This window comes from Halomonas sp. KM-1, assembly GCF_000246875.1.
In the GTDB taxonomy this organism is placed as follows: Bacteria; Pseudomonadota; Gammaproteobacteria; order Pseudomonadales; family Halomonadaceae; genus Halomonas; species Halomonas aerodenitrificans.
In genome coordinates this window covers 13,474-35,329 of record NZ_BAEU01000150.1, presented here as the reverse complement: position 1 = coordinate 35,329, position 21,856 = coordinate 13,474, and the positions used below count along the sequence as shown (strand labels likewise).

Annotated in this window: 20 protein-coding genes; 16 read left to right on the top strand and 4 right to left on the bottom strand. The window is 64.9% G+C overall.

Annotated elements, in window-relative coordinates; all coding sequences use genetic code 11:
- Positions 1-14 precede the first annotated feature (14 nt).
- The 3 genes from B8115_RS19355 to B8115_RS19345 all read right to left on the bottom strand — a co-directional run bounded on the left by B8115_RS19355 (position 15) and on the right by B8115_RS19345 (position 3,118).
- Positions 15-1,022 (bottom strand): PfkB family carbohydrate kinase, encoded by a 1,008-nt coding sequence (locus B8115_RS19355; RefSeq protein WP_026038249.1) that lies wholly within the window; start codon positions 1,020-1,022, stop codon positions 15-17.
- Between the two features lie 75 nt (positions 1,023-1,097).
- Positions 1,098-2,123, bottom strand: a complete 1,026-nt coding sequence (locus B8115_RS19350) for a LacI family DNA-binding transcriptional regulator (RefSeq protein WP_010629505.1) — start codon at positions 2,121-2,123, stop codon at positions 1,098-1,100.
- Between the two features lie 92 nt (positions 2,124-2,215).
- Positions 2,216-3,118, bottom strand: a complete 903-nt coding sequence (locus B8115_RS19345; RefSeq protein WP_010629504.1) for a LysR family transcriptional regulator — start codon at positions 3,116-3,118, stop codon at positions 2,216-2,218.
- Positions 3,119-3,291: 173 nt separating this feature from the next.
- Here B8115_RS19345 and B8115_RS19340 point away from each other — a divergent pair, with 173 nt between their 5' ends.
- The 11 genes from B8115_RS19340 (at position 3,292) to B8115_RS19290 (ending at position 16,673) form a co-directional block, all read left to right on the top strand.
- Positions 3,292-4,803, top strand: coding sequence for a CoA-acylating methylmalonate-semialdehyde dehydrogenase (locus B8115_RS19340; protein WP_010629503.1), 1,512 nt, complete (start codon positions 3,292-3,294; stop codon positions 4,801-4,803).
- A 307-nt stretch (positions 4,804-5,110) separates the two neighbouring features.
- Entirely contained in the window at positions 5,111-6,763 is a 1,653-nt protein-coding gene (locus tag B8115_RS19335) for a GMC family oxidoreductase (protein WP_010629502.1), read from the top strand.
- Between the two features lie 202 nt (positions 6,764-6,965).
- Positions 6,966-7,172 carry a cold-shock protein gene (locus B8115_RS19330; protein ID WP_010629501.1) on the top strand — a complete coding sequence of 69 codons (207 nt, stop codon included), beginning with the start codon at positions 6,966-6,968 and terminating at the stop codon, positions 7,170-7,172.
- A 202-nt stretch (positions 7,173-7,374) separates the two neighbouring features.
- Positions 7,375-9,144 (top strand): SLC13 family permease, encoded by a 1,770-nt coding sequence (locus B8115_RS19325; RefSeq protein WP_010629500.1) that lies wholly within the window; start codon positions 7,375-7,377, stop codon positions 9,142-9,144.
- A gap of 77 nt (positions 9,145-9,221) precedes the next feature.
- Positions 9,222-9,887, top strand: a complete 666-nt coding sequence (locus B8115_RS19320; RefSeq protein WP_010629499.1) for an alpha/beta hydrolase — start codon at positions 9,222-9,224, stop codon at positions 9,885-9,887.
- Positions 9,888-9,901: 14 nt separating this feature from the next.
- The gene (locus B8115_RS19315; protein ID WP_026038248.1) at positions 9,902-10,825 is read left to right on the top strand and encodes a prenyltransferase; all 924 of its coding nucleotides are present in this window, start codon (positions 9,902-9,904) and stop codon (positions 10,823-10,825) included.
- A 188-nt stretch (positions 10,826-11,013) separates the two neighbouring features.
- Positions 11,014-11,238 carry a hypothetical protein gene (locus B8115_RS19310; RefSeq protein WP_141638668.1) on the top strand — a complete coding sequence of 75 codons (225 nt, stop codon included), beginning with the start codon at positions 11,014-11,016 and terminating at the stop codon, positions 11,236-11,238.
- 11 nt (positions 11,239-11,249) lie between these two features.
- On the top strand, positions 11,250-11,918 hold the full coding sequence (locus B8115_RS23770) for an NADH-quinone oxidoreductase subunit K (RefSeq protein WP_010629496.1): 669 nt from the start codon (positions 11,250-11,252) through the stop codon (positions 11,916-11,918).
- Positions 11,915-13,378, top strand: coding sequence for a complex I subunit 5 family protein (locus tag B8115_RS19300; RefSeq protein WP_010629495.1), 1,464 nt, complete (start codon positions 11,915-11,917; stop codon positions 13,376-13,378). Before B8115_RS23770 ends, B8115_RS19300 begins: the two co-directional genes overlap by 4 nt.
- On the top strand, positions 13,375-14,880 hold the full coding sequence (locus B8115_RS19295) for a proton-conducting transporter membrane subunit (RefSeq protein ID WP_010629494.1): 1,506 nt from the start codon (positions 13,375-13,377) through the stop codon (positions 14,878-14,880). The genes B8115_RS19300 and B8115_RS19295 overlap by 4 nt, the downstream gene beginning before the upstream one ends.
- Entirely contained in the window at positions 14,877-16,673 is a 1,797-nt protein-coding gene (locus tag B8115_RS19290; protein WP_010629493.1) for a complex I subunit 5 family protein, read from the top strand. The genes B8115_RS19295 and B8115_RS19290 overlap by 4 nt, the downstream gene beginning before the upstream one ends.
- A gap of 80 nt (positions 16,674-16,753) precedes the next feature.
- Here B8115_RS19290 and B8115_RS19285 read toward each other — a convergent pair whose 3' ends face one another.
- Complete coding sequence (locus B8115_RS19285) at positions 16,754-18,166, bottom strand: PhoH family protein (protein ID WP_010629492.1); 1,413 nt, start codon at positions 18,164-18,166, stop codon at positions 16,754-16,756.
- Between the two features lie 366 nt (positions 18,167-18,532).
- Between B8115_RS19285 and B8115_RS19280 the strand changes: the two genes are divergently transcribed.
- The 5 genes from B8115_RS19280 to B8115_RS19260 are packed head-to-tail and all read left to right on the top strand — an operon-like array spanning position 18,533 to position 21,737.
- Positions 18,533-19,177, top strand: a complete 645-nt coding sequence (locus B8115_RS19280) for a cell division protein ZipA C-terminal FtsZ-binding domain-containing protein (protein WP_010629491.1) — start codon at positions 18,533-18,535, stop codon at positions 19,175-19,177.
- Positions 19,178-19,212: 35 nt separating this feature from the next.
- Positions 19,213-19,704 (top strand): AAC(3)-I family aminoglycoside N-acetyltransferase, encoded by a 492-nt coding sequence (locus B8115_RS19275; RefSeq protein WP_010629490.1) that lies wholly within the window; start codon positions 19,213-19,215, stop codon positions 19,702-19,704.
- Positions 19,705-19,729: 25 nt separating this feature from the next.
- The gene (locus B8115_RS19270) at positions 19,730-20,299 is read left to right on the top strand and encodes a GNAT family N-acetyltransferase (protein WP_010629489.1); all 570 of its coding nucleotides are present in this window, start codon (positions 19,730-19,732) and stop codon (positions 20,297-20,299) included.
- Positions 20,300-20,326: 27 nt separating this feature from the next.
- Positions 20,327-20,737, top strand: a complete 411-nt coding sequence (locus B8115_RS19265; protein ID WP_010629488.1) for a VOC family protein — start codon at positions 20,327-20,329, stop codon at positions 20,735-20,737.
- On the top strand, positions 20,730-21,737 hold the full coding sequence (locus B8115_RS19260) for a nucleoside recognition domain-containing protein (RefSeq protein WP_051004675.1): 1,008 nt from the start codon (positions 20,730-20,732) through the stop codon (positions 21,735-21,737). Before B8115_RS19265 ends, B8115_RS19260 begins: the two co-directional genes overlap by 8 nt.
- Positions 21,738-21,856 lie beyond the last annotated feature (119 nt).

The following is a 21,856-nucleotide window of genomic DNA, read 5'->3' as shown; positions in this document are numbered from 1 at the left end:
GGCAACAGGCGCCATCAGGCGCCCTGGTCCAGCCTGGCCTCGAGCTCGGTCAGCTGTTCGCGACTCGGCAAGCCTTCCATGTCGCCTATCACCTGCACCGCCAGCGAGCCGATCAGATTGCCGCGGCGCACCGCCTCCCGTGGGGAGCAGCGGTCGAGCAGGGCGCTGACCACTCCCACGGCGAAGCCGTCGCCGGCGCCCACCGTATCTACCACTTCGTCCACCGCAAAGCCGGGCACGCTGAAGGACTCCAGCTCGCCGCCAAGACTGCCGCGGTAGAAGCTGCCTTGGGGGCCGAGCTTGATGATCACCGCCGAGGCGCCGCGTTCGAGATAGAAGTCGGCGATGGCCTCGGGCGTGTCCTGACCGGTCAGCAGACGCCCCTCGGCGAGCCCCGGCAGCACCCAGTTGGAGAGGCTGGCGAGGTCATTGAGGGTATCGCGCATCTCGGCCTCGCTCTTCCATAGGCTGGGACGCAGGTTGGGATCGAACGAGATGCTGGCGCCGACCTGGCGAGCCTGAGTCAGCATGTGCCGGGAGAGTTCGCGGGCGCTGGGCGACAGCGCCGGGGGGATGCCGGTGGCGTGCAGATGGCGCAGGGCGGTGAAGTCCACCTCGGCGGCATCGGTGGGCGAGAGGTGGCTGGCAGCGCTGCCACGGCGGAAGTACTCCACTCGCGGGTCGGCGCCACCCAGGGCACGCTCCTTGAACATCAGACCGGTAGGGTGGGTGGGGTCGCTGCCGAGATGACGACAGTCCAGCCCTTCGGCCTCCAGGGTATGGCGAATGAAGGTGCCGAAGCTGTCGGCGCCCACGCGGCTCAGCCAGCCGACATGGAAACCCAGCCGGGCCAGGCCGATGGCCACGTTGGTGTCGGCACCGGCAATCCGGCGCTGGAAGTGCTCCACCTCGGCCAGGGGGCCGGGGGCATCGGCGACGAACAGGGTCATGGCCTCACCGAAGGTGAGTATCTCGGGGCTTGGCTCTTTACTTGAAACCGGGCTTGAGTGGCTCATGGTCATCTCGCTTGTTGTTGGGAACGTTACCATTCGAGTGGGCGATGATCGTCAGTCAGTCTGGACAAGCGGTTTGGGAGTTCAGCCTGAGAGGCGCGTGGAGCCTCGCGCTATCAGCCTGGGTTCGAATCGATGCTGCCTGGCCTTGGCATCGGCCGGGTTGACGGGCTTCGCCAACAGGCTGGCGACGGCCTGCTGGCCAATCGCTTCGGTGGGCTGCGCCAGGGTGGTGATGCCCGGGTCGATCAGCGCGCACCAGTCGAGCTCGTCGATGCCCATCAGCCCGGTCTTGCCGAGTCGTGCGCCGAGCCTTTGCATGGCGCGGGTGGCGGCCAGGATGACCGCACCGTTGGCACACAGCAGGGCACGCGGCACTTCACCCGAGCCCTTGTGAGCTGAACGCGTGAGAAAGGCCTCGATGGCTCGCACCAGTTCATCGTCGCTGCCGTTCATCGTGTAAGCCTCGCCTGTCAGACGACGAACCGCCAGACCGTCTTGAAAGCGCGTCAGGCGCTCACGGCGTGGACTGGCCCGCTCGGGCGGCTCGCTGAGATATAGCAGCTCGCCGTAACCCTGCTCGGCGAGGTGGTCGAGAGCCAGATCGATGGCCTTTGCATTGTCGAGCCCCACCAGATCGGCCTGCACGGTGCCTAGTTCGCGGTCGAGTAGTACCAGCGGCATGCCTTGATCGGTCAACGCTTGCAGCTCTGCGTCGGGGCTGCCGGACGCGTTGATGATCAGTCCTTCCACCTGGTAGGCGGCCATCAGCCCCAGGTGCGTGCGCTCCAGCTCGGGGTCGTTGTCGGTATTACATACCAGCAGTGCCAGGCCCCGCTCGCGGCAGGCGCGCTCCACGCCGTGCATCACCGCCACCGAGAAGGGGTTGCGAATGTCCGCCACCAGCATGCCGATCAGCCGCGAGCGGCCCCCCTTGAGGCCCCGGGCCATCTGGTTGGGGCGATAATCGAGACGCAGGGCGGCCGCGGCGATGCGCTCGCACAGCGCCGGCGACAGCTTGTCGCGCTCGCCGCTGAAGTAGCGCGATACGCTGGTCTTGGAAGCACCGGCTTCACGGGCGACTTCGATGATGGTGGCGCGACGTGGCATGAGGCGACTCGATGAATGGGAACGTTCCCATCATAGGTCGAGACGGTGCTAGCGACAACCGCACGACTACAGCCTGAGGTGGTGGCTCGGCTCTAACTCTCGCCCCACACGCTGCTCAGCACCTCCAGCGCTGCGGCCACGGCAGGTTCCTCACTGCGCTCTCTGCGCCAGATGAAGCACAGCGCGCAGGGCAGGCGGACGCCCTCGACCACCACCAGACCGCGCTCCTGACGCTCGGCCATCGCCAGGGCGTCGCGGGCCAGGCTCAGGCCCACGCCGGCGCGCACCAGATCGAGCATGCACGCTTCCTGATCCACCTGGGCCACGCCGTGAGGCGTCACCCCGAGCGGGTCGAGGGCGCCGCGCAGCAGGCGGTGGTGGGCCGAAAGCGTCGGTGTGACGATCCACGGCTGGGCGGCCAGGCTCTTCCAGTCGCTGCTGGCCACCCGACTGCCCCAGCCGGGTGGGGCCACTACGTGGTAGTGGAAGTGGGTCAGCTTGCGATGACCGATATCCGCTGCGTCCGGCCCGGGACCTTCGCCGGGCGGCGCGAGGAAAAAACCGACATCGAGCTCGTCGCGGCGAATCCACTCCAGCACGCTGCCGCTCATGCCGTGCTGCAGCTCGGTTTCCAGCTGCGGTGCGCGCTCCACCAGGCGATGCAGAAAGGCGCCGAGGCGAATGAACTCGGGGTCGACGATGGTGCCGATGCGCAGCCGGCCGCGCAGGGTGCCGTGCAGGGCGCGAGCGCTCTGCTCGAAGGCGGCCATGGCGGCCAGTGCCCGCTCCGCCGCGGGCAACAGGGCGTGGCCGTCGGCAGTCAGCGCCAGGCCCTGTGGGCGACGGCGAAACAGCGTCAGTCCCAGGGCTTCCTGCAGCTGCTTGAGCTTGAGGCTGACTGCCGGCTGGGTCAGATGCAGGCGCTCGGCGGCGCGGGAGACGCTGCCCTCATGAGCCACGGTAACGAAGGCGCGAAGCGTGGGTAGGTCGTGCATGGCGGAGAGTCGGTCAGGATATAAAAGAAGCTTATATCTGGCTTTTGAATTACTCAATTGATCCTTGCTCTCGGCGCGGTAGTCTAGACAGTCACAGCCGTGTGCCTGTTCGCTGAACGTGCCGAAAGACGTGCCGTCCAACCGAGGGCAGCCTACGACAAGAGGGAGCACCCATGACTCAGAACACCATCGCCCATTATATCGCCGGACAAATGACGACCGGCGAGTCGGGTCGTCATCAGAGCGTCTACAACCCGGCCACCGGTCAGGTCACGGGGCAGGTGGCGCTGGCTTCCCGTGCCGACGTAAACACCGCCGTGGCCGCCGCCAAGGCCGCCTTCCCGGCCTGGGCCGATACCCCGCCGATCCGTCGCGCGCGGGTGCTGTTCAAGTTCCTCGAGCTGCTCAACGCCAACAAGGACGAGCTGGCCCGCGCCATTACACTGGAGCACGGCAAGGTCTTCACCGACGCCCAGGGCGAAGTGGCCCGCGGCATCGACATCGTCGAGTTCGCCTGCGGCATTCCGCAGCTGCTCAAGGGCGACTTCACCGAACAGGTGAGCAACGGCATCGACAACTGGACCGTGCGTCAGCCGCTGGGCGTGGTAGCCGGTATCACACCGTTCAACTTCCCGGCCATGGTGCCGATGTGGATGTTCCCGGTGGCCATAGCCGCTGGCAACACCTTCATCCTCAAGCCCAGCCCCACCGATCCTAGCGCCTCGCTGCTGATCGCCGACCTGCTCAAGCAGGCCGGCCTGCCCGACGGCGTGTTCAACGTGGTGCAGGGCGACAAGGAGTCCGTCGATGCGCTGATCGAGCATCCCGACGTGCAGGCGCTCTCTTTCGTCGGCTCCACCCCCATCGCCAACCTGATCTACGAGAACGGCGCACGCCACGGCAAGCGCGTCCAGGCCCTGGGCGGTGCCAAGAACCACATGGTGGTGATGCCCGACGCCGATCTCGACAAGGCCGTCGACGCCCTGATCGGGGCCGCCTACGGCAGCGCCGGCGAACGCTGCATGGCGATCAGTGTGGCGGTGCTGGTGGGCGACGTGGCCGACAAGGTCGTGCCGCGCCTGGCCGAGCGTGCCCGCGCACTCAAGGTCAAGAACGGCCTCGAGCTCGACGCCGAGATGGGCCCCATCGTCACCGCCCAGGCTCACCAGCGCATCACCGGCTACATCGAGAAGGGCGTTGCCGAGGGCGCCGAACTGGTGGTCGACGGCCGTGACTTCGATGCCTCTACCACCGGCGACGGCTGCGGCGAAGGCTTCTGGATGGGCGGTTCGCTGTTCGATCACGTCACCCCGGAGATGACCATCTATAAGGAAGAGATCTTCGGCCCGGTGTTGGCCTGCGTGCGGGTCCCCGATGTGGCCACAGCCATCCAGCTGATCAACGACCACGAGTTCGGCAATGGCGTGAGCTGCTTCACCGAGAGCGGCAGCGTGGCCCGCGAGTTCGGCCGTCGCATTCAGGTCGGCATGGTCGGCATCAACGTGCCGATTCCGGTGCCCATGGCGTGGCACGGCTTCGGTGGCTGGAAGCGCTCGCTGTTCGGCGATACCCACGCCTACGGCGAAGAGGGCGTGCGCTTCTACACCAAGCAGAAGTCGATCATGCAGCGCTGGTCCGACTCGATCAACGCGGGCGCCGAGTTCGCCATGCCGACCCATAAGTGAGTCCTGCTGACGGATACGCACGGCGTCAGTGAGAGGCGCCGAGGGGAGACCGAAGAGGAGGTCATTTGCCAGGGGTGAGGAGCACTGCTCCGAACGGGCTGGCCATGGATGGCCAGCACCGGCCCTGCAAGCGGAGCAGGACGCGAGAGCGCCGCAGGGCAAATGTAGCGCCCAGGGATGGGTTCACAGCGCCTCCTCGCAGGTCTTCCCCTCGGATCAGCCTCGAACGGGCATCAACTGCCGTACATAAGAGAGAGGCTTTGCTGTCGGCTAAGGGCGCCGGTGGCATGCCGAGAGAGAGCACGCCATGGCAGAGCAGGAATTCGACTACATCGTAGTGGGGGCCGGTACCGCTGGCTGCCTGCTGGCCAACCGCCTCAGCGCCGACCCGGCCAACCGGGTGCTGCTGATCGAAGCGGGCGGCCGCGACAACTACCACTGGGTGCACATCCCGGTGGGTTATCTCTACTGCATCAACAACCCGCGCACCGACTGGTGCTTCAAGACCGAGCCGGACAAGGGGCTCAACGGCCGCTCGCTGATCTACCCGCGCGGCAAGACCCTGGGCGGCTGCTCCAGCATCAACGGCATGCTCTATCTGCGCGGCCAGGCCCGAGACTACGACGGCTGGGCCGAGCTGGTGGGCGACGACGACTGGCGCTGGGAGAACTGCCTGCCGGACTTCATGAAGCACGAAGACCACTACCGCCTGGACGAGGGCGGCGATGCCGATGCCGCCCACCGCGACTATCACGGCCACGGCGGCGAGTGGCGGGTCGAGAAACAGCGGCTCAAGTGGGAGGTGCTCGATGACTTCGCCGAAGCGGCAGTGGAGGCGGGCATTCCGCGCACGCGGGACTTCAACCGCGGCGACAACGAGGGCGTCGACTACTTCGAGGTCAACCAGCGCGACGGCTGGCGCTGGAACGCCGCCAAGGCCTTCCTGCGCCCGGTGTGCGAAAAACGCAGCAACTTCACCCTGTGGCACTCCGCCCAGGTGCACCGCCTGCTGTTCGACACCGATGAGAGCGGCAAGCCCCGCGCCACCGGCGTCGAACTCGAACGCAACGGCAGCGTCAGCCGGGTGAAGGCGAAGCGTGAAGTGATCCTGGCCGCAGGCGCCATCGGTTCGCCGCAGCTGCTGCAGCTTTCCGGCATCGGCCCGGCCGCCCTTCTGGCCGAGCACGGCATTCCGCTGGTTCACGAGCTGCCCGGGGTAGGGGAGAACCTGCAGGATCACCTGCAGATCCGCTCGGTCTACAAGGTCACCGGAGCCAAGACCCTCAACACCCTGGCCGCCTCCTGGCTGGGCAAGGCGAAGATCGGCATGGAGTACCTGCTGCGCCGCACCGGGCCGATGAGCATGGCCCCCTCGCAGCTGTGCATCTTCACCCGCAGCAGCGACGAATACGAACACCCCAACATCGAGTATCACGTCCAGCCGCTCAGCCTCGAGGCCTTCGGCCAGCCGCTGCACGATTACCCGGCGATCACCGCCAGCGTGTGCAACCTCAACCCCACCAGCCGCGGCAGCGTGCGTATCAAGAGTCGCGACCCGCGTCAGGCCCCGGCCATCGCGCCCAACTACCTCAGCACCGAAGAGGATCGCCGCGTGGCAGCAGACTCGCTGCGGGTCACCCGGCGAATCGCCGAGCAACCGGCGTTCGCCAAGTACCGTCCCGAAGAGGTCAAGCCCGGTGTGCAGTACCAGAGCGACGAAGACCTGGCGCGTCTGGCGGGCGATATCGGCACCACCATCTTCCATCCGGTGGGCACGGCCAAGATGGGCCGCGACGACGACCCCATGGCAGTGGTGGACTCGCATCTGCGGGTGCGCGGCGTCGAGGGACTGCGGGTGGTGGACGCCAGCGTGATGCCCACCATCACCAGCGGCAACACCAATTCGCCGACGCTGATGATCGCCGAGAAGGCGGCTGCCTGGATTCTCGAATCGAGGTAACATTAACGTCACCTACACAAAATAGTGTTTGACGTGTGGGGACGAAGAGCGCAAGATGCGTGCAGTTGGTTAGCAAGTCGAACATCGCAAGTGGTTATCGAAACGCTCATGGCGTCTTGATTTCCCGGTGAAAAGTTTCTTGTTTTACCCACTGCAACTCGGGTATTTCCCGGAAAATCAATGCTATTAGAGGAATTCGATAATGGCTACCGGTACTGTCAAGTGGTTCAACGACACCAAGGGCTTCGGCTTCATCTCTCCGGACGACAACGGTGACGACCTGTTCGCTCACTTCTCCGAGATCCAGGCTGACGGCTTCAAGACTCTGCAGGACGGTCAGAAGGTCTCCTTCGACGTCACTCAGGGCAAGAAAGGCCTTCAGGCTTCCAACATCAAGGTCATTGGCTAAGCTTCGGCTTACCATGAGTTGATGTGCCACCTCGGTGGCGACGAAAGGCCCGCGCAAGCGGGCCTTTTGCGTTGCTGTGCATGCGTTTCTCGTGTGCAAGGTATATGCATTTTTGGCATTAATGAATTTCTAAAAATAACTTTTTAGAATATGCGGCAGCCTTCACAATGGCTCAGCACCTTTGTGAACGGAACCCTCGCACATGCCGCTGGATGCTTGGATCTCATTGGCCGTGGTCATGGCCGTTTTCCCTTTGATGGCCTTTTCGCGCCTCGGCCCGGACATCGTTCTGCTGGGGGCGGTCATCCTGCTGCTGACGCTCGGCATCATCGACCCGAGTCAGGCCTTGGGCGGTTTCTCCAGTACCGGTCTGTTCACCGTGGCCTTCATGTACGTGCTGGTGGCCAGCATCCGTGAGACCGGCGGTATCGACTTGATCATTCGCCATGTGCTGGGGCGTCCTCGTCGCGAGGGTGGCGCGCTGGTGAGGCTGGTGGTGCCGGTCGCTGCCCTCAGTGCCTTTCTCAACAATACTCCGGTTGTCGCTACCTATATCCCCGCCGTGCTCAGCTGGAGCCAACGCCTGAAGCTGCCGGCGCACCGGCTGCTGATGCCGCTCAGTTTCGCCTCGATCCTGGGCGGCACCGTCACGCTGATCGGCACCAGTACCAACCTGGTGGTGCATGGCCTGCTGGTGGAGCGCTATCCTGGGCTGGCGATGGGGCTGTTCGATCTTGCCTGGGTGGGGCTGCCGGTGGCCCTGATCGGAGCGCTCTATCTGATCGTCATCGCGCCGCGCCTGCTGCCGGAGCGTCGTGGTACGGCGTCGGCGTTCGAGAATCCCCGCGAATTCACCATCGAGATGGAGGTCGACCCGAACGGCCCCTTGGTAGACCGCACCGTGGAAGAGGCCGGCCTGCGCCACCTCTGCGAGCTGTTTCTGGTGGAGATCGAGCGCGAGGGCAACGTGGTCAGCGTGGTAGGGCCGGGCGAACGGCTCAAGGGCGGTGATCGGCTGGTCTTTGCCGGCACCTCCGACGGCGCCGTGGAACTGCAGCAGATTCGCGGTCTGATGCCGTCGCGCCATGGCGAGTCGAGCCTTGAGAAAGACTTCAAGGAGCGGCGGCTGGTGGAGGCGGTGGTCTCCGACCAGTGCCAGTTCGTCGGCAAGCGCATTCGCGACGGCCACTTTCGCACGCTGTATGGCGCCGCGGTGCTGGCGGTGTGTCGGGGCGGCGAGCGAGTGGCCGGCAACCTCGGCCAGGTGCGCCTGCAGCCCGCCGACGTGTTGCTGCTGGAAGCACGCCCGCCCTTCATCGAGCGTCACCGCCAGTCGCGCGACTTCCTGCTGATCAGTCAGGTCAACGGCCAGGCGCGTCCCAAGCACGAGAAGGCCTGGCTGGCCTGGAGCATCCTGGCGGGGGTGGTGGCTCTCGCCACCTTCGGCGTGATGAGCATGATGAACGCTGCCATGCTGGGCGCGGTGCTGGTGCTGGCCACCGGCTGCTGCTCGGTGGGGGCGGCCAAGCGCGGGCTCGATACTCAGGTACTACTCACCATTGCCGCTTCCTTCGGTCTGGGCGCGGCGTTGGAGAGTTCCGGTGCGGCGGCCACCCTGGCCGGGCTGGCACTGGGTGTGGCCGACGGTAACCCCTTGCTGCTGCTGATCGGCACCTATCTGCTGGTGGCGTTGCTGACCGAGCTTGTGACCAACAACGCGGCGGCGGTGATCACCTTCCCGGTGGTCATGGCCAGCGCCGAGAGTCTTGGCGTCAATCCCATGCCCTTCGTAGTGGCGGTGATGTTCGCCGCCTCGGCCAGTTTCCTCACGCCCATCGGCTATCAAACCAACTTGATGGTGCACGGCCCCGGTGGCTACCGCTTCGGCGACTTCCTGCGCGTGGGCGGCCTACTCAACGTGCTGACGGCGATCGTCGCCCTCGTGCTGATTCCGCTGGTGTGGCCGTTCTGAGCCGCCCGGCGCTCGCCGTGGTCATGGCTTTGCGGTAGGGTGTCGGGTTGATACGAGCCACGACGAAGGAACCCGCCATGAGCCATCCCGGCGAACTGATCATCGAGCCCAGAAGCGGCCGTCCGGCCGACGCCTGCGTCTTCATTCTTCATGGCCTGGGCGCCGACGGCCACGATTTCGAGCCCCTGGTGCCGGCGCTGACGCTGAAAGAGGGGCTCGATGTGCGTTTCATCCTGCCCCATGCACCGCGGCTGCCGGTGACCATCAACGGTGGCATGGTGATGCCGGCGTGGTACGACATCTACGAGATGAGCCTCGACCGCCGTGTCGATACCCGGCAACTGGTGGCCTCGGCCGAGCGCATCCAGGCGCTGGTGCAGGAGCAGATCGACCACGGTATCGACAGCCGGCGCATCATTCTCGCCGGCTTCTCCCAGGGAGGGGCGGTGGCCTACCAGGCAGCGCTCTCCTTCCCGTCCCCGCTTGGTGGGCTGCTGGCCATGTCCACCTACTTCGCTACCGCCGAGACCATCGAGCTGAACGAAGCCAACCGCGGGCTGCCCATCGAGATTCACCACGGATCCTTCGACCCGGTGGTGCCCGAAGCGCTGGGCAAGGCCGCCCAGCAGCGCCTGCAGTCGCTGGAGTATCCGGTCAACTACCGCAGCTATCCCATGGCTCATGCGGTCTGTCCGCAGCAGGTCGGCGATATCGCCGCCTGGCTCAACGCCCGCCTGAGCTGAAACCCGTGAACGACATGGCGGCGCCACCTTCTGCCGCGCGGGCCTGCCTGCGCAGCAGTCGGCCGAACTTCTTGGTGCTGGCGCCGCTGTGCGCGGGCCTGGCGATCACCGCGGCCTGGGCCGACGGCCACGCGGTGGCTGGGTGGGATGCCCTGTTGGTGCTGCTTGGGGCACTGCTGGCTCACGCTGCAGTCAACCTGTTCAACGAGCATTATGACTTCTTCTCAGGGCTGGATGAGCTCACCGAGCGCACGCCGTTCTCAGGCGGCAGCGGAGCGCTGCCTGCCCAGCCCGAAGCCGCCGATGCGGTGCGCAATGCGGCCATGCTGTGCCTGGCCGGCGTGGTGGCGATAGGCCTCTGGTTCCTGTGGCGGACAGGTCCGGTGATGCTGCTCTACGGCTTGCTGGGCATCGGTCTGGTAGTGGCCTATACCGCCTGGTTGACCCGCCGCCCCTGGCTCTGCCTGCTGGCGCCCGGCGTCGGTTTCGGCCTGCTAATGGTGGCGGGCTCCTACCAGGCACTGACCGGCACGCTCAGCGCCACGGCGGTCGCGGCCGCGCTCATCCCCACGCTGATGGTCAGCGCGCTGCTGCTGATCAATCAACTGCCCGATATCGACGCTGACCGGCGGGTCGGGCGCGACCACTTGGCGATACGCCTGGGGCCGCTGCGCTCGGCGCGGCTGGTGGCGCTGCTGCTGGCAGCCGCCTTCGCCGTGGTGCCGGTGGCCTGGCTGTTCGGCGCGCTACCCGGTGCGGCCTGGCTGACGTGGCTGGCGTCGCCCGCCGTCGCTTGGCTGGTGCGTGGCCTGTGGTCGCTGCCGGCGGAAGTCGAGCAGGGCGAGCTTGCAGCGCTGCTGCCGCTGATGGGGCTCAACGTCGCACTGCTGCTGGCAAGCTTGACGCTGCTCAACATTGGACTGGTTATCGCGTCCTGATCAACCTCTCCGGACGGGGCGACAAGGACGTCGACCATGTGGCAGATAAGCTCGGACTCTGACAGGCTTAAGAACAGAAGACCGCCTGCCTGAATTGGCCTTCCGGGGTTGAGTCAGGCAGGATAAGCCCCAAGGTATTGAAAAGAGTGCTGGTCTTAAAGGTCATTGAACACAAGGAGACTGTGATGATGCCCGATACGTCCGAAGACATTCGTCTGCCGGTGGCCTGCCCTTCGTGTGGCAGCCATCTCTATCGCGTCAATCAGGTGCGTAACCCCACCGATGAGGTGCACTGCGCCTCCTGCAAGCTCTATCTCTGCGACTATCACGAAGCCGTCGATATGCTCGAAAAAGGTCCAGGTGACGAAGCCGAGGCCTTGATCGAGAAGGTGGTCAACCGGCGGCATCACTGAGGCACTGGCCTATGCCGCCACTCCTGGATGCGCTGCTCGCACTGACCATGGTGGCATTGGCCGCATCGGCGTTGCTCGATCGCCAACTGGTGAGGGCCTGCTCCTGGTTCGTGGCTTTTGCCGTGAGCGTGGCCCTGACCTGGTGGAGCGTAAGCTTTGCCTGGCTGGCGCTGCTCGAGCTGCTGCTGGGAGCGCTGCTCACCGGTGCCTTTCTGTTTCATGCCCTCGACGTGAAGCTGTGGGCCGGAGTGCCCTGGGGGCGCCTGGCTCGCTGGCGTGATCCTGTACCGCTGACCTGGCGCCGCGGGCTGCTGCGCCTGCTGCCGGCGCTAGCAGTGTTGGCGATGCTCGGCATGGCGCTGGCAAGCCTGGTCGACAGCGCTGGGCCGCTGCAGGTCAGCGGTTTGGGCCTGATCGGGCTGGGCCTGTGGGCTTTCATGCTGCATCGGCATCTGCTGCGTCGGCTGCTGGCATTCAACGTCATCGGCACCGGCATCTTTCTGATCCTGATGGGTCTGGTAGGTGAGCAGCACCCAGCTGCAGGCCATGGTTTGGTAGTGACCGGGCTGCTGGTCGCTTTGTTCGGCACTGCACTTGGGGCGCTGCTGATCAGGCGGCTCAGCGCACTCGAAGTTCGTAGTGCGCATTGCGCTGCCGGGGCAGAGCGGGGCGGCGCATGATCGAGAGGCTGGGCGGCGATTTCAGCGTCGTGCTGCTGGTGTTGGGATTGCCCGTGCTGTTGGGCGGGCTGGCAGCGTGCTGGCAGCCTCGACGCAGCTGGCCGATCATGGCGTTTTCTCTATTGCCGTTGCTGGCGCTGGCGGGGCTGTTTTACCAGGTACTCCCACAAGGGGAGCAGACCTGGCTCATCGAGCTTGGCTCCTTGACGTTGCAGTGGCGCGCCAATGGCTTGACCCTGCTGCTGCTCTTGCTGACGCAAGTCATCACGTTCTCCAGCGCTGCTTACGCACCGGCGTACTTGATGGAAGAGATCGGGCGAGAGGGCAAGCAGGTCTGGTTATGGCCGCTGCAAGGCGTGCTGGCCGCAAGTCTGTCCCTCATCTGGCTAGCCGGCGATCTGCTCACTCTTTATATCGGCCTGGAACTGATGGGGCTTGCCGCGGTGGGCCTCATGCTGCTGCCCGGTCGCGTGGACGCGTTGGCGGCCGGCATGCGCTACCTGCTGCTGGCGCTGGTAGGGTCGTTGGCCTTCCTGCTGGGCGTAGCGCTGCTGCTCGGAGCCTGGGGGCGGCTGGATCTGGCCGGGCTGGCGCTGGCCGCAGAGCCGGGCATCGTGCTGTGGGTGTCAGTGGCCCTGCTCAGTGCCGGGCTGCTGCTCAAGGCTGCCGCTTTCCCCCTGCACGCCTGGCTGGCGCCGGTACACGCTTCGGCCTGGACGCCGGTAAGCGCCCTCCATGCCTCCCTGGTGGTCAAGGGCTCGTTCTTCATCGTGCTGCAGCTGTGGCTGGTATTGGTGCCAGAGGCTCGTGTAGCCGCCTGGCTGGTGGGCGGGCTGGGCGGGGCGGCCGTGCTATGGGGCGGGCTGTTGGCCTGGCGGGCGGCCAAGCTCAAGGACGTGGTGGCTTGGTCCACGGTGTCTCAGCTCGGCTATCTGCTGCTCGGCTTCTCGCTGCTGATCGGCACCTCCTCTCAGGTGGCGGAAGTGGCCTGGGAGGGTACCTGGCTACAGCTGGCGGCGCACAGCCTGGCCAAGGCTGGCATGTTCCTGGCTACCGGCAATCTCATCTACTCCACCGGTGAGTCCCACGTAAGGGGCCTGGCCGGCGCCAGTCGGCGCATGCCGCTCTCGCTGCTCAGCTTCGGTATCGCCGCCATCAGCCTGATCGGCTTGCCGCCCAGCGCCGGTTTCACCGCCAAATGGCTGCTGCTGCATGCCTCGCTGGAGGCGGGCTACTGGCTGTGGATGGCGGCCCTGGCGCTGGGCACGCTGCTCAGTGCCGCCTATATCTTCCGCGTGTTTCGCTACTCCTTCGTCGAGGATGCCGAGCCGCTGGATTACCGTCGGGTGCCTTGGAGCATGGAGCTCTTCGCACTCATGCTGGCGCTGGCATCGCTGCTGCTGGGGCTGGTGGCGGAGTGGCCGCTGATGCTGCTGCGGGCAGCGGGAGGTGGGGCATGAGTCAGCCCTGGCTGCCGCTGGCAACGCTGGCCACCTCACTGCTGGTGGTGCCGCTGATCTTCGCCTTGCCGGAGCGAGCGTGGCATGCGCGTACCGCGCTCAACCTCGGTGCCGCCATGATCAAGGTGGTGCTGGTGGCGCTGATGGTTTGGGGGCTCTATCAGGGTGAGAGTTACCGCTTCAGCTTTACCGTGGTGCGGGACGTCACCTTCCTGTTGCAGGTGGACGCGCTGGGGCTGATGTTCGCCGGCCTCTCCTCGCTGCTGTGGCTGGCCACTACGATATACGCCATCGGCTATCTGGAGGACTCACCCAACCGCAAGCGCTTCTTCGGCTTCTTCAGCCTGTGCGTGGCCAGTACCGTCGGCATTGCCCTGGCGGGCAACCTGTTCACCTTTCTGCTGTTCTATGAGCTGCTCACGCTCTCTACCTATCCGTTGGTGGTGCACCGAGGGCATGCCAAGGCGTTGAATGCCGGCACCACCTACCTGCGCTATACCCTCACCGGTGGACTGGTGCTGTTGCTGGGCGTGGTAGCGCTGCACGTCATGGTAGGCGATGTGACCTTCGGCGAGCGCGAAATACTGGCCGATCTCGGTCCCGAGGCGCATGGACTGCTGACCGTGCTGTTCCTGATCATGCTGCTGGGGCTCGGGGTGAAGGCGGCGCTGGTGCCCCTGCACGGCTGGCTGCCCCGGGCCATGGTGGCGCCGGCGCCGGTGAGTGCGTTGCTGCACGCGGTGGCGGTGGTGAAGGCGGGGGCCTTCGGTATCGTACGGCTGGTGTACGATGTCTACGGCATCGGCCTGACCTATCAGTTGGGCCTGCTCACCCTGCTGGCGGTCATCGCCACCGTCACCATCCTGTACGGTTCGATGCGCGCCCTGGCGCAGCAGGAACTCAAACCGCGGCTGGCTTTCTCCACGGTCAGTCAGGTCTCTTACATCGTGCTCGGTATCAGCCTGTTCGGACCCTTCGGTACCATCGCCGGGCTCGTGCACCTGATGCACCAGGGGCTGATGAAGGTCACGCTGTTCTACTGTGCCGGCAACTATGCCGAGGAGCTCGGCATCCACCGGATCGATCAGCTCAACGGTGCCGGGCGGCGCATGCCGCTGACCAGTATCGCCTTCACCGTGGGAGCGCTTGGCATGATCGGACTGCCGCCGGTGGCCGGCTTCATCAGCAAGTGGTATCTGGGTATGGGGGCGGTGCAGGCGAACATGCCTTGGGTGATTCTCGTCCTGGTGGCCAGTAGCCTGCTCAACGCGGCGTACTTCCTGCCCATTCTCTATCGCCTGTGGTTCCGCCCGGGGCCGGCCCACGGTGTCGGCGAGTGGCCTGAAGAGCGCCATCTCGGACGCTTCGAGACCAGCGGCTGGCTGCTGTGGCCGGCGGTTGCCACGGCCCTGTTCAGCATCATGGCGGGGCTGTTCGCCGGGCTGCCGTTCAGTCCTCTGGATCTGGCCACCTTCGTGACCGCCGAGGAGTACACGCCATGATGCCGAGCCTGCTGCTGGCCGTGACGCTGCTCTGGCCGCTGGGGCTGGCGCTGCGCAACGTGCTGCTCCTTGTCGTGGAAAATGGGGCTTTGGGGCGCCCCGGCCCGCGCCCGGCACTGCTCGATTACTGGTGGATCTCCGCTCCGATGCCAGCCCTGCTGCTGGCACTATGGCCGGGTGAAGCGCAGCTGCTGATGGAAGGGTGGTTGCTGGGCGGAAATTGGCAGCTCGACGATGGCCGCCGTCCCTGGCTGTTGTTCAGTGCCTTGCTGTGGGGCCTGGCCGGCCTTTACGCCCGGGGATACCTGATTGTCGAGCAGCAGGCTGCTGAATCGGGCGATGGCGATGCCTTTCGTCGCCTGCTGGGGTTCGCCCTGTTATGGCCGTTGACCCTGGCCGGCAACCTGCTGCTGATCGTCGCCGAGGACATCCCCAGTTTCTATCTGGGCTTCGCGCTCATGACCTTTGCCGCCTACGGCCTGGTGGTGCACGCCGGCAACCGCGACGCCCACCTGGGTGGACGTGCCTACCTGATCATGGCTGTGCTCGGCGAGGGGCTGATACTCGGCGGGCTGCTGTGGTCGGCCGGTACCGCCCAGGTGCTCACCCTGACCGAGCTGCGCGCAGGTATCGCCACGGCTGAGCAGGGCGCCTGGATGGCGACGCTGCTGTGGCTGGGGTTTGGTGTCAAGGCCGGGGTGATCGGGCTGCACGTATGGCTGCCCCTGGCACATCCGGTGGCACCGACGCCGGCCAGTGCAGTGCTCAGCGGGGTGATGATCAAGGCTGGCTTGGTCGGCTGGCTGAGCACGCTGCCGCTGGGAGCGACCGGACTCGAGCCGTTGGGCAGGTTGGTGATCGTGCTGGGTCTGACAGGGGCTCTGGGCGCGGCGCTTTACGGCGTGATACAGCGCCATCCCAAGGCGGTCTTGGCTTATTCCAGTGTCAGCCAGATGGGCATGATCACGACGCTGGTCGGGGTCGGTATGGCCTCACCGCCGCTGTGGCCTGGGCTGCTGGTCGCCATCACCCTGTTCGCCGCCCATCACGGCCTGACCAAGGGTGCCCTGTTCCTCGGGGTTGGCATCAGCGAGCATCCGCCCCGGCTGCCTGGCTGGCTGGTCTGGCTGCTGCTCATGTTCCCGGCGCTGTCGCTGGCGGGGGCCGTGACCTCGGGGCTGGCGACGAAATGGACCTTCAAAGAGCTGCTTTATGACGCCGGCCATGGAGCGCTGGTCACCTGGCTCAGCGTGGCCGCCGTCGGCACCACGCTGCTGATGTCGCGCGCCCTGTGGCGGCAGTGGCAGGAGCGGGGCCGCTACCGTATCCCCTTGCACGCGCCCATGCCGCTGGCCTGGCTGGCCAGCATCGTGGCTGCCTCGAGCGTGCCGCTGTGGCTGCCTCTCGCCGGCCGGCACCCCAACTGGCCGCCGTTGGCGGAATGGCCGGGCCTGTTGTGGCCTGTTTCGCTGGGGCTGGTGGTGGCAGCGCTGATGCTGTTGGCTACCTTGCGCAGCAAACGCAGGTGGAGTCGTGCCCAGCGGCTCCTGCCGGGGGATCTCTGGTGGTGGTATGCGCAGCTGGCAAGCCGGCTGCTGAGCCTGCTCAACGATCTGGCTGAAGCCGGAGAAAGTCGCGGCTCGCGGCTGCGCGGTCGCCTGCAAAAGTGGGAAACGCGAGCCACCGCGACGATCAGCGAACTGCCGCGTTTCGAGCGCAGCTTCCGCCGCCTGGCCGTACCGCTCATGGTGGGGGTGGCCGTGGTTCTGTTGATGGGGCTGTGGCTGGGTTAATCGCTGTGGCCGAGCCAACCAAAGGCATCGGGCCCGGCGATGCCAGGCCCGATGCTGCGCTCCTAATGTATTGCTCGAGTCTACAACAGTTCCTCACCGGCCAGTGCCAGGCGCGAGCGCTCAACGCTGCGCAGCGTCACGTGGCCGGCATGGGGCCAGTTGCTGAAGCGCTGCACCACAGCCGCCATGCCGCAGGTGTTTGCGGTAAGGTAGGGCGTATCGATCTGACCGACGTTGCCCAGACAGACGATCTTGGTGTTGCGTCCAGCGCGGGTGAGCAGAGTCTTGAGCTGCTTCGGGGTGAAGTTCTGCGCCTCGTCGATGATCAGAAAGGTGTCGTTGAGGGTGCGTCCGCGCATGAAGCCAGGGGCGCGGATCTGCACCCGTGAGCCGATCAAGCTGCGGGTGGCATCCTGGCTCCAACTGGTGCTGCCGTCATGCTCGTCGCGCAGCAGGTTGTCCATGTTGTCGTGAAAGGCGCCCATCCACGGCGACATCTTCTCCTCTTCGGTGCCTGGCAGGAAGCCGATGTCTTCGCTCATCGAGATCGGCGCACGGGTGAAGACGATGCGCTCGAAGCGCTTGGCGTCCAGGGTCTGCTGGAACGCCGCGGCCAGGGTCATGAAGGTCTTGCCGGTGCCGGCGCTGCCGGCAATGGTGACCAGATCGATGTCGTCGTCCATCAGCAGGTTGAGGGCGAAGTTCTGCCGGCTGTCGTGGGCATGTACGCCCCACACGCCATCCTTGTGGCGATAGTTGGTCAGCAACTGCAGCCGCGCCTGGTTGGGGCCCAGTTCGCGCACGATGGCTTCGAAGCTGGCGCCGTTCTCGCTGTCGGAAACCAGCATGCCCAGGTGCCAGTCGCTGGGTATCCGACCCTCGAGGCGATAGAAGGTATGGTGGTCGACTCGTTCCACCTCGACTTCGACCTCCATCTGATCCCAGGGGCCGCTGCTGCCTTCGGCGTCGGGATAGATACGCACCCCTTCGAGCATCACGTCGCTGTCGCTGAAGGCGCGGTCGGTCAGGTAATCTTCTACCGGCACGTGCAGGGCGGCGGCCTTGACTCGCAGGTTGATGTCCTTGGAAACGAGGATCACCGAAGCATCGGGGCGCTCGTCACGCAGCCGGCAGGTCTCGGCCAGCAGCACGTTGTCGGGGCTCTCCTCCAGGTGCTCCAGCGGCTTCAGCTCTGGGTAGCAGAGAAAGCGGAGCTTGCCGAGGGTGGTACCGCCGGCGCGGGGTATCGGGATGCCCCGCTGGATTTCGTCGAAGGTGACCTGATTGGTCAGGTCGGAGAGGGTGCGGCTGACCTGGCGGGCGGTGCGGGCAATCTCACGCAGGCCGTTCTTGAGCTTGTCGAGTTCCTCGAGCACGGTCATGGGGATGACCACCTCGTGTTCCTCGAACTGGTACAAGGCAGCGGGGTCGTGCAGAAGAACGTTGGTATCCAGCACGTACAACCGCTTGGCTTTCTTGTCGAGTCGTACCATCGGGGTAGCACTCCTGAGTTGACGGCACCAACAACACTGGCCTTCACATCATTCCATGGCGTGACAGTTCGCTACTGGCGACCAGCGTCACGTGAATGGCAGGGCTCCTCTTCTGCTCGAGTTACCCTTAGCATGGAGTCTCTCGCTCCGCGCTGCCATCGAAATGCTTCAACGCAGCGTAATGCGTTTCCTATGGTAAAGTCGTGAGCTCGCCTTGGCCGGCCTCCAACGTTGAGAAGTCGGCATGCACGGCGTGGCAAAAGAGCGTAGCATTACGTAAAATAACAATGGCTACACGTTTGCCCATCAGGTGCGAGCAGGTGGCAGGGGTAATATCGTGGGCCAGTGAAGGTCGAGGTATGCAGGATGGATCCGGTCGTAAGCGTTTTGATCGTGGCGGGTGTCGCGCTGTTGCTGGCGCTGCTGTGTTTCGTGGCGTTCATCAAGAGCCGACGTCAACGCGAAGATGCCGAGCTCGCTCCGCGGGTTCAGGCCCGGGTAGTCGACACTCAGCCAGTGCCCCCTACTCAGTCCACTGAGCCAGTGCCGTCCGCTCAGCCAACCGAGCCTGAGCCGATGCGCCGTTTTCAGGTCGTGTCGAGCAAGGAAATCAAACAGTGCCTGTTCGTGATCCTCGACTGGCCGGGCCTGGACACCAATCGGCGTCTTGCCCGCCTGCTCAAGGAGTACAACGCGCACTACGACGCCAAGCTCGGCGTTTACACCATCCGCGACCCTCTCGCCGGTTACAAGCTGACCATCGCCAACTCGTCGCCGCCGGGCACGTTGCCGCCCATTCACGATGGCGATGACCAGCCCACCGTGGCCGGGGTCTCCATCCTGATCCACTTCATCAGCAAGCGCAGCGTGGCACGTAATCCCGACACACTGATTCAGATTACTCAGGCCATTGCCGACATTGGCGGTCATATTCTCGATGCCGAGCGCAATGCCGTCAGCGCAGAGGAGTTCGAAGCGCTGAGGCAGCAGGCGCAGAGGATGGCTCGCTAAGCCAAAGAATGGTTCGATAAGAGAGCGCTCAGCCCATGCCCCCCGATGCCTTCATCCTGACCCAGCTAAATCCCGGCGACACGGTGTTGATGCACGAGCTGCTCACGGTTTTCGGCGAGGCCTTCAACGAGGTGGAAACCTATGGCGCCGCGCGCCCGGAGCAGGCCTACATGGAGCGATTGCTGGGCAGCGACACCTTCATTGCCCTGGTGGCTCGCCAGGGGGATGAGGTAGTGGGCGGTCTGGCTGCTTATGTGCTGCACAAGTTCGAGCAGGCGCGCAGTGAGATCTATATTTATGATCTGGCCGTTGGAAAAGCGTATCGCCGGCAGGGTATCGCTACCGCCTTGATCGAGCATTTGCAAAGCATCGCCGCTCAGCGCGGTGCCTACGTGGTCTTCGTACAGGCGGATCATGGCGATACTCCTGCCATCGAGCTCTATTCGAAGCTCGGCACGCGGGAGGAGGTGCTGCACTTCGATATTGCCGTACCCGTGACACCAGGGCCATCCAGCCGACACCGATAAACGAGCGCTACCAGGGAGGGGGACCATGTTCGAATTGGAAACGCCGCGTTTACGGCTGCGGCCGCTGGCCACCGCCGATGTGCCCGCGCTTGCCGATATGCTTGCCGACCCGGAAGTCATGCGTCATTCGCTGCACGGCGTTTGCGACGAAGCAGCGACCCGCCTGTTCCTGGATTGGTGCTTCGACTGCTATATCCAGCACCGCACCGGTCCGCTGGCCATGGTGAGCGGCGAAAGCGACGAGTTCGTCGGCTTCTGCGGTGTCTCGCCCGAACAGGTGAAGGGCACTACCGAGTGGAACCTGGGCTACCGTCTCGCCAGGCCCTACTGGGGTCAGGGCCTTGCTACCGAGGCGGCCGTCGCCGCTCTCGATCACGCCTTCGAAGAGCGGCGCTTCGATTCGATCATCGTGCTGGTGGAGCCGGATCATGCGGCGTCACTGCGGGTGGCCGAAAAGGTAGGATTCAGCCGTTTCGATACGCTGAGCTTCAACCATCAGCCGGTGCGTCTCTACCGCATGCGTCGTAGCCAGTGGCAGCATAAGTGCTCGGCCTCCCGTGCCGAGGCTGAGCTTCCGGCCATACTTAGCAAATAGCAGATCTCGCGCTGTACGGGAGGCCACATGAAGCCACGAATCAGCATGATCACGCTCGGCGTACGCGATCTCGCGGCATCGATTCGTTTCTACGAAGAAGGGTTGGGCCTGCCGCGTATGGAATCGCCGCCCGAGGTGGCCTTCTTCACCCTCAACGGCACCTGGCTGGGGCTCTATGGCCGCGAGGCATTGGCCGAGGATGCCGGCATTTCACCCGAGGGCAGCGGCTTTTCCGGCATCGCGCTGGCGCACAACCTGGCTTCGGAGGCGGAGGTCGACGAGCTGCTGGAACAGGCGGTCGCTGCCGGCGCCAAGCTGGTCAAGCCCGGCCAGAAGGTGTTCTGGGGCGGCTACTCGGGCTATTTCGCCGATCCGGATGGGTATCTGTGGGAGGTTGCCCACAACCCCTTCGTCTGGGTCGGGCCAACGGATGAGTGAAAGGCGAAGCCTTACCCCTCTTTTCGGTACGGTGGGTAGTCTCCTGCGTGAAGCCGCCAAGGTGTACTGGACACTGCTCAAGGTGATGGTGCCGGCGCTGCTAATCGTGAAAGCGCTCGAGATGCTGGGCATGACCGAACTGCTCAGCCAGTGGCTGTCTCCGCTGATGTCACCTCTGGGGCTACCGGAACCGCTCAGCGTGGTGTGGGCCGCTACGCTGCTGACCAACATCTACACCGGCCTGGTGATCTTCTTCGAGGTTACGCGGGATACGCCGCTGACCGTGGCGCAGGTCACGATACTGGGCACCTTGATGGCCGTGGGGCACTCACTGCCGATAGAGGGGGCGGTGGCCCGTTTGGCTGGGGTACCCTGGTGGTTGACCATCGTGCTGCGCGGAGGCGGTGCCTGGCTGTTGGGCTGGCTGCTGCATCTGAGCTATTCGTGGGGTGGCTGGCTGCAGCATGCCAACCAAGTGGTGTGGGAACCCTCGGTTCAAGACGCGACGCTGACGGCCTGGCTGCAAGGTCAGGTCGTGACACTGGCGACCATCTTCGTTGTGATCTTCGCGCTGATGAGCCTGCTCAGGCTGCTAGGTTGGCTGGGCGTGGAGCGGCTGATCCACAAGCTGCTCTATCCGCTGCTGCGGTTGCTGGGTATCGGTCCGGCGGCAGCCAACATCACCGTCATCGGCATTACCCTTGGGCTCACCTTCGGTGCGGGCCTGCTGCTGCGTGAGGCGCGCTCGGGGCGCCTGACCCCGCGGGACATCGTGCTCACGCTCTGTTTTCTTGGCCTGTGCCACAGCCTGATCGAAGACACGCTGCTGATCATGCTGATGGGAGCGGACCTCTCCGGTCTGCTATGGGCGCGGCTCGCTTTCGCACTAGTGATCATTGCCGTGTTGGCAAGATTGCCATGGCTGAGCCGCGCAGAGCTGCCTTCCTGGATGTTTGCGTCGCGGGCAGTGGCGGAGCGCGAGGCGAGCAGAGAAGGGTAAGGTAATACAGCGCTGCTCGCTCACGCAGAATGATAGCGTGTTAACATTTCGTAGGTTGTCCCATGGTGTCGCTGTCTGTCTCAACCGATAGCCAGTGATGCTTACCTACTTTGTTCGGC